Origin of the sequence: Streptomyces sp. NPDC019224 (assembly GCF_040632605.1) — a bacterium.
Taxonomy (GTDB): domain Bacteria; phylum Actinomycetota; class Actinomycetes; order Streptomycetales; family Streptomycetaceae; genus Streptomyces.
The window spans coordinates 1-8,796 of record NZ_JBEYCF010000096.1; the positions used below are offsets into that span (position 1 = coordinate 1).

The window sequence follows — 8,796 nt, forward strand, 5'->3', positions numbered from 1 at the left end:
AAGCGCTATTGAACGTCCGACTCAGCGTCTCTCAGCTACCTACATCTACACAGGCCAGGCCGATAACACAGCTTCACCATGAACGAGAACGCACAGCCACCGTCTACGCCCTGACCTCCAGCCCCGCCCCCGCCGCAACGGCGGGGACCACTAGGCCGAGTGTTCCGCAGCGCGGTGTTCATCCGCGGGTCCTGGTCAATGCCGAGCAGGTGAAGCAGCTCAAGACGAAGCTCTCCGACCCGATCGTCTCCTCCTGCTACCAGGGACTGCTGCAGGCAGCGAGGCTCGACACCGACGGCACGCTGACCGATGGGGTCTTCAGCATGCCGGTCAGGTCGGCCATCGAGGCACTCGCCTTCCGCTACCTCGTCGAGCGTGACGAGAAGATCGGTGCCCGCGCCGTCACGTGCCTGCGCAACTTCCTGGACACCTTCAAGCCCCTGGACCCCCACCAGGCCGGCACCACCGACATCCGCAACACCGGTCTCGCGCTGACGCTGTCCGCGCTCGTGTACGACTGGTGCCACGCTCTCCTCACCGCGGACGACCGGCAAGCGGTCATCGCGACGATGAAGACCCTCGCCGCCCACCAGGAGGTGGGTTACCCGCCCACCAACCTGAGCTCGATCACCAGCCACGCCAGCGAGTACGAACTGCAGCGCGACCAGCTCGCGGCCGGCATCGCGGTCTACGACGAGGACCCGGAGATGTTCGACCTCGTCTCGGCCCGGTTCCACAAGGAATACGTGCCCGCCCACAATTTCTTCTACGGATCCGGGCGCCACCATCAGGGGGACTCCTACCAGGGGACCCGGTTCGCCGGGGACATGTACGCCACCATTCTATTCGACCGCATGGGAGGCAATGCCGGGTTCAGCGCCCAGCAACAGCAGATCATCACCGACTGGATCTACCAGCGTCGCCCCGACGGCCAACTGCTGCGCGCCGGAGACAGCTTCCAGAGCAGCAGTCCTCCCGGCAAGTACTGGAGGGACGGCTACACCATCGCCTCGATGTTGCTGTCCACGGCCCACTACGAGAACGCGTGGCACCAGGATCTCCTTCTTCAGCAGTTGGAGCACGGCTACAAGCCCGGTGGCGAGGAGAATCTCCTCTTCTGCCTCTTCTACAACCCGGACTTGCCCCGCAAGGCGGCCTCGACCCTCCCCCTGACCCGCCTCACCCCCCTTCCCCTGGCCGGCCTGATCGCCCGCACGGGATGGGAAGAAGGCCCTGACGCCGAAACGGCGATCACTCAGGTCAACATCGGCGGATACCAGTTCAACAACCACCAGCATCTGGATGCGGGAGCCTTTCAGATCTACTACCGCGGCGCCCTCGCCCTGGACTCCGGCATCTATGAGAGCAAGGAAGGCAGCTACGGCTCCTCACATGACGTCAACTACCACAAGCGGACCATCGCACACAATGCGCTCCTGATCCGGGACCCGCGCGAGATCTTCCAGTGGTACGACAACAAGATCTCCAACGACGGTGGCCAGCGCTTCCCCGCCGATGCTGTCGAACCCGCCGACCTCACCGAGCTCCTGGACCCGAGCAACCATCACGCCAATGCCCGGTCCGTGACCGGCTGGGCGGGCCCCGACCGCAAGCATCCGACCTTCAGCCACATCAAGGGCAACATCACCGCCGCGTACAGCAGCAAGGCCCGGCTGGTCACCCGGGCATGCGTCTCCATCAACCTCGGGCGAGCCGGCCATCCCACCGCACTCATCGTGCGCGACACCATCACCACCGCCGACGCCGCCTTCGAAACCGCCTTCCTGCTGCACAGCGCGGAAAAGCCGACGGTCGACGGGCCCCACGTCGACATCGCTCGCACCGACAACACGAACTCCGGGCGTCTGCGCATGACCACGCTCGCCCCGTCCAGCCACCGCATCACCACGATCGGCGGCCCCGGCCACGAGTTCGACGTGGACGGTGTCAACTACGCCGCCACCCCCAGGGACAACACGGCCGTCGACCCCGGCGCCTGGCGCGTCGAAGTGGCCCCCTCCACACAGTCCGCCACCACCCAATTTCTGCACGTCCTTCAGCCGCACGCCGCCGACGTCGAGCCCTACCCGGTCACCAGCACCCACGTCTCCGGTGCCTTCCTGGTGCGGCTGAGCAACACCCTGACGGTCTTCAGCTCCGGCGGCAGGAACCTGAACCGCGCGATCGACTTTCGGATCACGGAGGAAGACGGCGCCCACACCGAGTTCCTCGCCACCGACCTGCCCAGCACCGGCTGGCAGTTGGTACGGCGCGACCGCCGCTCGGAACCGGTGCGGGGTCAGGTACGTCGCGGCAACATCCTCTACGCGCGCCTGACCCCCGGCACCTACCAGCTCATCCGCTGATCCCCGAGACCCACCGGCGGCCGGCACCACCGATCGGCCGACCCGGTGCGGTCCCCGCACAAGGAAGTACATGACGGACTCGACTTTCTACAACACACACCACTCCCCTGCCGGTGCCTTCGCCTCGTTCACACTGGGGCACAAAGGCCCCACTGGCGGCTTCGGTCTGGAACTGACGGGCCCGGCCCGGGAGAACGTCTGGGTCGGCGCCGAATCGTCCGACCACTCCTGCTTCGAGGCACTCCCGTTCTTCACCGCCCCCGAGGACGACCGTGCGCGCTTCGCTGCACAGGGACCCAGTGTCCGTGCGGACCGTCCCGTGCGGCCCTTCGCCGACACGTCGATCAGGCGGACCATGGACGCGGGCAGCGACACCTGGCAGGCCGGTGACCTCACTTTCGCGCTGCACTCGCCCCCTGGCCCGCTTCCCGATCCGGACCAATCAGATCCCGAAAGCACTCGGACCGCCTTCCTCCCCGCCGTCTTCGCCGAACTCACCCTCGACAACACCCGTGGCACCACACCACGCCGTGTGTTCTTCGGCTACCAGGGCAGCGACCGCACGCGCGGCATGCGCCATCTCGAACCCAACGGGCCACTGCGCGCCGGCGTCGGCCAGGGTCGCACCACTGCCCTGGCCACCGGAGACGACCATGTACGCTCTGCCATCGGTTTCGACCTGGAAGACATCTTGAGCTCCCGCGACGGCTCGAACTGGGACTTCGGCATAGGAACCGCCGCCGCCCTGGTCACCGACGTCCCGCCGGGGCAGCGTCGCACCCTGCGTGTCGCTGTCTGCTTCTACCAGCCCGGAACCGTCACCACCGGACTTGAGGCCTGCTACCTCTACTCCCGTCATTTCGCGGCCATCGAGGACGTCGCCGTCTATGCCATCAGCCATTTCGGGCGCCTCGTCCGCCGCTGCACAGCAGATGCCGCGTCGCTGACAGCACCCCACCTGAGCGGCGACCAGCAGTTCATGCTCAACCATGCCGTCCGTGGCTACTTCGCCTCGACCCAGGCCCTGGTCAGCAGTGGAAGGGCTCTGTGGGTGGTCAACGAGGGCGAGTACCGCATGATGAACACCTTCGACCTGACCGCCGATCACGTCTTCTTCGAAGCGCGCCAGAACCCCTGGACCCTTCGCAATGTCCTCGATCTGTACGCCGATCGCTATGCCTACCACGACCAGGTGAAGTTCCCGGGCGAGACCGAAACCCACCCCGGTGGCATCGCCTTCACCCACGACATGGGCCACGCGAACGCCTTCTCGCCTCCTGGTCGCTCTGCCTACGAGCGCTCGGGCAGCAGCGGCCTATTCTCCCACATGTCCCACGAGCAGCTCGTGAACTGGATTCTGTGCGCCGGCGTCTACGCCCACTCCGCTCCGGACCCGACCTGGGTACGGGACCGGAAACCGATCCTGGAACAGTGTCTGCAGAGCCTCCTCAACCGGGATCATCCCGACCCGGCTCTACGGGACGGCGTCATGAGTCTCGACAGCTGCCGATGCAGCGCGGGCAGCGAAATCACCACGTATGACAGCCTCGATCCTTCTCTCGGCCAGGCCCGCCGCAACACCTATCTCGCGGTGAAGACCTTCGCCGCCTATGTGTGGCTCAGCGGAGTCCTGGACGCCGCAGCCGCCGAGACGGCGGGCTCACAGGCCCGCAGATGCGCCGACGCCCTCCTGGCACACCGGGACGGCAGCGGAATCATTCCGGCCCTGTTGGAGAAGGACGCGGCCGGAACCATCATTCCGGTGATCGAGGGTCTGGCCCATGTGTGGGCGGCGGGACGCGGCGACGCCCTGTCCCCCACCGGCCCCTTTGCCGACCTCGTCGCCGCGCTCCGCGTCCACACCGAAGCCGTCCTGACCTCACAAGCATGTCTGTTCCCCGACGGTGGCTGGAAACTCTCCGCCGACAGCGACAACTCGTGGCTCAGCAAGATCTATCTGTGCCAGTTCGTCGCCCGCCACCTCCTTGGCTTCCGGTCCGAGGCGAGCGGGCACAAGGCCGACATGGCCCACAGGTCATGGCTGCTCAGCCCTGCCAACGCCGTCTGGTGTTGGAGCGACCAGATGTCCGCCGGCACGGTGGTCGGCAGCCGCTACTACCCACGCGGCGTCACCGCCGCACTCTGGCTCAATGAGGCGCCCACTCACGCGTCCGGGCCCGTGTCCACCCCCTGACGACCTCCCCTCCGCCACCGCCACCGCCACTGCACTACGGAGCACATATGACTGCCTCCCCTCGTCCCCGCTCGGCCTCCTCGCAAGCACAGCCTGCCTCACCGGCCTTCCCCTCCGACTTTCTGTGGGGAGTGGCCACCTCCGCCTACCAAATCGAAGGCGCAGCAAGCGAGGACGGGCGGACCCCGTCCATCTGGGATGTCTTCGCCAAGAGCCCTGGCGCCACTGCTGACGGGGATCACGGCGATGTGGCGTGCGACCATTACCACCGCATGCCTCAAGACGTGGCTCTCATAGCCTCGCTCGGCGTCGACGCCTACCGCTTCTCCGTCTCCTGGCCCCGTGTCCAGCCCCACGGCAAGGGGCCCGCCAATGCCCGGGGCCTCGCGTTCTACGACGAACTCGTCGACGAGCTCCTCGCAAGCGGCGTCCAGCCCTGGATCACCCTGTACCACTGGGACCTCCCTCAAGAACTCGAGGAAGCGGGCGGATGGCCCGTGCGCGACACCGCTTACCGGTTCGCGGAGTACGCCTCGTTGGTTCACGATGCGCTGGCCGACCGCGTCCAGTACTGGACGACTCTCAATGAGCCGCGGCCGGCGGCCTTCTGCGGCTACCACGAGGGCACCCACGCCCCGGGTCGTCGGGACTTCCCCGCAGCCGTCGCCGCCGCCCACCACCTGCTGCTCGGCCACGGACTGGCCGCCCAGAGCCTACGCGCATCCGGCAACCCGCCGGCTTCACTCGGCATCACGCTCGATCTGCGCGACAGCAAGGCCGCAACGAACAGTCCCCTGGACCTCGACGCTCTGCGCCAGACCGACGCCCTCGAGAACCGCATCTTCCTCGACCCCCTGCTCCGGGGCAGCTACCCCCAGGACCTCCTGGCGGACCTGGACCGGCGTCGAGCCCCCTTGCCCGTACGCGACGGCGACCTGGCCATCATCTCCGCTCCTCTGGACGTACTCGGTGTCAACTACTACACATACGCCACCTACGCGGCCGACCCGTCCGGCACAGGCATCCGGCAGATTTCCAGTGGCCGCCCCCAAACGGCCATGGGCTGGGACATCGCTCCCGACGGCCTCGGCTCACTGCTGAACCGGCTCACACGTGAATTTCCGGCCGTGCCCCTCGTCATAACCGAGAACGGGGCAGCCTTCAACGACCTCGTAGACGCCGACGGAGCCGTTCACGACTCCGATCGCGTCCGATTCCTCAACGAACACCTCCACGCCGTGGCTGACGCCATGGCACAAGGCGCCGATGTGCGGGGCTACTTCGCCTGGTCGCTCATGGACAATTTCGAGTGGGCCGAGGGCTACCGCAAGCGCTTCGGCATCGTGCACGTCGACTACGCCACACAGATCAGGACACTCAAGGACAGCGCCCTGTGGTACCGCGACCTCGTCGCCGCAGCCAAGGCCAACCGCCCCGCGTGAACCCATCGACCCCTGCGCCGTGGCATCGGCAACCGGCCCGACAGCAGCGGCGCAGGGACGTGCGGTGTGCCCTCCACCACCCGCCGCGCAAGGGCACACCGCGCGACCGCATCATCACCCACCGTCACGTCATTCTTCGAACAAAGGCGACAGTGTGAAGCTCGCATTCTCCACTCTCGGCGTCCCAGGTATGCCTCTGCACCAGGTCCGCGACTTGGCACTGCGCACCGGTTGGACGGGACTCGAACTTTTGTCCAGCCCCGACGAGCCGCTCCACGTCGGCCTCGACCGGGCCGCGCGAATCCGCGCCCGTGACACTCTCGGATCCGGCGTCACTCCCCTCAGCATCAACTCCTACGTGCACGTCGGACACCCTCAGCACAGCGATGCGGAGGTCGTCGAGGCGATCCGCGCGGAGGCGGTACTGGCCAGGGATGTCGGTGCGACGGCGGTGCGGGTGTTTCCCGGTGCCGACGGGACCAGGGTCATTGCCCGCAGGCTGAAGGCCGCGGCCCAGGCACTGCCCCCCGGCATCGAAATCTGGATCGAAACCCACGACACTCACAGCACGGGCCGGGCCGTGGCGCACATCCTTGACAAGGCGGCGGATGCGCGGGTACGCGCGGTGTGGGACATCGCGCATCCCGTGCACCAGGGAGAGCCCTGGCAGGAAACGCTCGTCGCGCTGCAGCCCCATCTTGCTCATGTCCAGATCAAAGACGAATTCGCGGCCGGGACGCCGCCTCTTCCCCTCGGTGATGGGACTGTCCCGGTAGAGGCTGTACTCAACGGCTTGTCCGCAGAGCACTATCCGGGGTGGGTCTCCCTCGAGTGGGAACGCAAATGGTTCCCCGAAGCCGCTCCTCTCGAAGAGGTGCTGCTCGCGGCCGGAACATGGCTGCGAGAGCGTGTCCGACCCAACTGAGGACGTTGTTACGTTGTTGGGTGGGTGACTATTTGATGGCGCGTCGGGGCGTGGTGGCCGGCGCCCGGGCTTGCGCTCAGGCCGTGGTGGGCCCGCTGGCGGCGCCGGTGATCTGGTCCCAGATCGCGAAGCGGCGGATGGTCATCTCGGCGCGGTGGCCGGAGGCGGTCATCAGGTGGCTGCGGAGCTGGTAGTGGGATGAGATGCCGCTGAACGCGGATAGGAACCGCTGGGCTGCGCCGACACTGCGCAAGCCCTTCATCGCACGTTCGCGCTGCCGGGTGGGCTGGTGGCTGTTCTCTGCCCTCAGACTTGGCCAAGTTCAGGTTTCGGGTCTCCAGCGGGTTGAGGTTCCCCCGAGATGCGGTGGATGGTGACCGCGGGTCAGATGGATCTCATGAGAGGAACTCTGGTCATGGCTGCACCGAGGAAATACCCGCAGGAGTTGCGTGATCGTGCGGTGGGGATGTACCGCTCCACCGATCCGAAGCCGCAGATCAAGCGGCTGGCAACCGATCTCGGGGTGCATCCCGAGGCCCTGCGCGGCTGGATCCGCCAGGCCGAGGCCGATGCCGGCGAGCGTGACGACCGGCCGACCACCGCCGAGCGCGAGGAACTCGCGGCCCTGCGCAAGGAGAACGCCCAGCTCAAGCGGGCGAACGAGATCCTGCGGACGGCCTCGGCTTTTTTCGCGGCCCAGCTCGACCCGACCCGGCCCAGGTGACGGCGCTCTTCGCCGAGCACCCGCATCTGGAGGTCGAGCCCACGCTCCGGGAACTGCACATTGCCTCCTCCACCTACTACCGCTGGCGCCGCGCCGAGAAGCAACCGTGCGAACGGGTCCGCAAAGACGTCGAACTCACCGACAGGATCCGCGAGATCCACACCGATTCCGGCGGGATCTACGGCTCCCCGCGCGTGCCCGCCGTCCTCAAACGCGAGGGCGTCCACGTGGGCCGCAAACGCGTCGAGCGATTGATGCGCGAGGCCGATCTCGCGGGCCTCAGCCCACGCCGCAGCAGCTTCACCCGCCGGGACCCCAAGGCCACCCTGGCCCCGAACCTGGTCGAGCGGGACTTCACCGCGCCCGAGCCGAACCGGCTGTGGGTCACCGACCTCACCATGATCACCACGATTGAGGGTCCGCTGTGGCTCTCGGCTATCCGGGATGCTTTCTCGCGCCGGGTGGTGGCCTGGGAGACCTCCGCCCGCGCGGACGCCGACCTGGTCCTGTCCTGCCTTGAGTACGCGCTGGCCAGCCGGGACGTAGAGCCCGGCCGACTGGTCCACCACGCCGACCACGGCCAGTCAATACACGTCCGTGAAGCTCACAACACGTCTGATGCGGGCAGGAATTGAGGCTTCCATGGGCTCGGTCGGGGATTCGTACGATAACGCTCTCGCCGAGAACTTGTGGATGCTGATCAAGACTGAATGCGTCCGCGGCCGCGTCTTCGCCACGAGGGCCGAGGCGAACCTGGCGCTCTTCGAGTACGTCGACGGTTTCTACAACAGCCGGCGGATCCAGAAGCGGCTCGGCTACCTCAGCCCCATCGAGTTCAAGGAGAAGCACTACGCCGACCGAGCGGCGGCCGATCAAGCGAACCTGAACATCCATCAACCCGTTCTGACCAGCTGATCAGCACCTCCCGCACACCGGGGGAACCTCACATTGATGTAGACCTTCTGCGACAGGTTCGACCCGGTAAGGCCGACCGGCAGTAGGTGGCGGAGCACGGTTGCGATGAGGGGTGGCAGCAGAACGGGCACAGGACCGCGTGATCATGGCGTTCTCTACGGTCTGTGACCGCGAAGGACGACTGTGCCCGTGCTGCCATCATGCCTGCTTGAACCCGCCTGGGACCAGTT

Annotated in this window: 7 protein-coding genes and 1 pseudogene; 7 read left to right on the forward strand and 1 reads right to left on the reverse strand. The window is 66.8% G+C overall.

Annotated elements, in window-relative coordinates; translation table 11 throughout:
- The first annotated feature begins 209 nt into the window (after positions 1-209).
- The 4 genes from ABZ564_RS32400 (at position 210) to ABZ564_RS32415 (ending at position 6,927) form a co-directional block, all read left to right on the forward strand.
- Positions 210-2,366 (forward strand): heparinase II/III family protein, encoded by a 2,157-nt coding sequence (locus ABZ564_RS32400; protein WP_360863041.1) that lies wholly within the window; start codon positions 210-212, stop codon positions 2,364-2,366.
- 70 nt (positions 2,367-2,436) lie between these two features.
- Positions 2,437-4,560 (forward strand): glycoside hydrolase family 52 protein, encoded by a 2,124-nt coding sequence (locus ABZ564_RS32405; protein ID WP_360863043.1) that lies wholly within the window; start codon positions 2,437-2,439, stop codon positions 4,558-4,560.
- Between the two features lie 47 nt (positions 4,561-4,607).
- Positions 4,608-6,002 (forward strand): GH1 family beta-glucosidase, encoded by a 1,395-nt coding sequence (locus ABZ564_RS32410; RefSeq protein ID WP_360863045.1) that lies wholly within the window; start codon positions 4,608-4,610, stop codon positions 6,000-6,002.
- A 214-nt stretch (positions 6,003-6,216) separates the two neighbouring features.
- Positions 6,217-6,927, forward strand: a complete 711-nt coding sequence (locus ABZ564_RS32415; RefSeq protein ID WP_360863047.1) for a sugar phosphate isomerase/epimerase family protein — start codon at positions 6,217-6,219, stop codon at positions 6,925-6,927.
- A 76-nt stretch (positions 6,928-7,003) separates the two neighbouring features.
- Here the strand turns inward: ABZ564_RS32415 and ABZ564_RS32420 are convergent.
- Positions 7,004-7,240 (reverse strand): annotated as a pseudogene (locus tag ABZ564_RS32420) (IS6 family transposase); the annotation flags it as partial.
- A gap of 102 nt (positions 7,241-7,342) precedes the next feature.
- On the opposite strand from ABZ564_RS32420, the gene ABZ564_RS32425 reads away from it, so the two are divergent.
- Genes ABZ564_RS32425 through ABZ564_RS32435 form a run of 3 tightly spaced genes read left to right on the forward strand, consistent with a single transcriptional unit; the run spans position 7,343 to position 8,566 of the window.
- A complete protein-coding gene (locus tag ABZ564_RS32425) occupies positions 7,343-7,651 on the forward strand; it encodes a transposase (protein WP_031186559.1) in 309 nt (102 codons plus the stop codon).
- Positions 7,648-8,286 (forward strand): IS3 family transposase, encoded by a 639-nt coding sequence (locus ABZ564_RS32430; protein ID WP_360863049.1) that lies wholly within the window; start codon positions 7,648-7,650, stop codon positions 8,284-8,286. The genes ABZ564_RS32425 and ABZ564_RS32430 overlap by 4 nt, the downstream gene beginning before the upstream one ends.
- Positions 8,287-8,293: 7 nt before the next feature.
- Entirely contained in the window at positions 8,294-8,566 is a 273-nt protein-coding gene (locus tag ABZ564_RS32435) for an IS3 family transposase (protein ID WP_360863051.1), read from the forward strand.
- Positions 8,567-8,796: the final 230 nt, after the last annotated feature.

Bases quoted from the DNA above. Each gene is read 5' to 3' on its own strand.
- ABZ564_RS32410 (WP_360863045.1), top strand. From the start codon at position 4,608: ATGACTGCCTCCCCTCGTCCCCGCTCGGCCTCCTCGCAAGCACAGCCT.
- ABZ564_RS32425 (WP_031186559.1), top strand. From the start codon at position 7,343: ATGGCTGCACCGAGGAAATACCCGCAGGAGTTGCGTGATCGTGCGGTG.
- ABZ564_RS32405 (WP_360863043.1), top strand. From the start codon at position 2,437: ATGACGGACTCGACTTTCTACAACACACACCACTCCCCTGCCGGTGCC.
- ABZ564_RS32435 (WP_360863051.1), top strand. From the start codon at position 8,294: ATGGGCTCGGTCGGGGATTCGTACGATAACGCTCTCGCCGAGAACTTG.